The sequence below is a fragment of the Pyrobaculum sp. genome, from assembly GCF_049971835.1.
GTDB lineage: Archaea > Thermoproteota > Thermoprotei > Thermoproteales > Thermoproteaceae > Pyrobaculum.
Map to the genome: position 1 here is coordinate 1 of NZ_JBMFKV010000362.1, position 1,370 is coordinate 1,370.

Below are 1,370 nucleotides of genomic sequence, written 5' to 3' on the forward strand. Positions count from 1 at the left end.
GCCGTCTCCACCTGCTCCCTCGCGGCGACTCTGTACCTCCTCTCAAGAAGCCCCATTACGTTTTTGTTGCAGACGCTGTACTTCTGGGGCTGTACGCTTACAGGTATCAATACGCGCGTCAGCTTGGCGCACTCCGCGTCGGGGGCCGGCGGGCTCATCAGCTCTGCGAGCGTCGGGTTGTCTCTGGTCTGCCCGCAACGGCTGAGGGGGTCTCTGTCCATAAAGACAACTCCAGATATCGCGTCTATACACACAGTCCCCCGCAGAGCCGTGAGCACAGACGCCGCCTCCGACGCCGAGACTGCGTTCAGCTTGAAGTACCTCATGTCCCCCCTCTGCGGAAGAGCTCTTTAAGCTTGTCCCACGGCTTGGGCCGCGGGTCGTAGAGCCTCACTATGGCGACGTTTCTGCTCTTGTAGACGGGCCTCGACGACAGCAGAATGGCCGTGCCCGGCGGCACGTCTAAGATAGAGCCGTCTACCCTCCCCGCCCTGGCTACCACCTCGCTCTTGGGGGTTTTGTCGAACAGCTTCCACTTCGGCTCAAGCACGCCTACGCGCCTGGCTATATACTCTGCGCTGTCGGCGTCTGTGACAGAGAAGGCGAACACTGTGTTGTAGGCCGCGAGGACGTTCTCCTTCTTCTGCCCGTATTCGGTGAGGTGCTTCGTAGTCTGCGCAGTCACGACGGACCACATCCCGACCGAGCGCCCCACGTTCGGGAGCTTCGCCATTACCTCTATGTAGCCCAGCGTGATGAAGTCGTCTAGGAACACTATCATCGGCGGCTCCTCAACCCCGTTCGCCTTCAGCTGCGCCCGCAGTTTAAAGTTCAGCGCAATCGCCCACTGGATCAGCGCCGTGGCCACATCGCGCACGGCGGTGCCGAGGTCGGACTGCCAGATGTACACAGCCTTCAGCGGCCTGAGGTGCTTCGCCTCTCTGACTGCATGTCTGCTGAGCCTCAGAAAAGCTCCGTCGTGTGACTTGTCGACGTTCGGCGTGTTCAGCCGCGACACTATCATAGACATGGCGGTTACGTACGAGTTGTACACGTCGCCGAACGGCGGCATTTTGACGAAGTTCTCGGCGGCGCCCACGGCCCCCCTCAGCGAGGGGGGCACAGTGCTCTTGTCCAGCTCGGCCAGGCCCCTCTTTACGATGTCCTTCACCGCCTCTATGTCGCTCAGCGCCTCTATGAGCCGCATCATGCCCGGCAGGTAGTCGGCTATGCTCCTGCCGACGCCGCGCAGGATCTTCACCTCGGTGCGGTAGATAATGTACGCCACCAGCGTGGCGAGGCGCGCCGCCATGGTGAGCCACGCCGCCTGCTCCGCCTCCTGCATGACGAAGGTGTTGAAGAACTCGGAG

2 protein-coding genes are annotated in these 1,370 nt (G+C 61.6%); both read right to left on the reverse strand.

Annotation, left to right across the window (positions count from 1 at the left end; all coding sequences use genetic code 11):
• Window positions 1-326: hypothetical protein (locus ACP5J3_RS14670; RefSeq protein WP_428496358.1), on the reverse strand; the 326-nt coding region annotated here is incomplete at its 3' end.
• Window positions 323-1,370, reverse strand: a 1,048-nt coding sequence (locus ACP5J3_RS14675; protein ID WP_428496359.1) for a TraM recognition domain-containing protein, incomplete at its 5' end; no start/stop codon positions are given. The genes ACP5J3_RS14670 and ACP5J3_RS14675, both read right to left, overlap by 4 nt.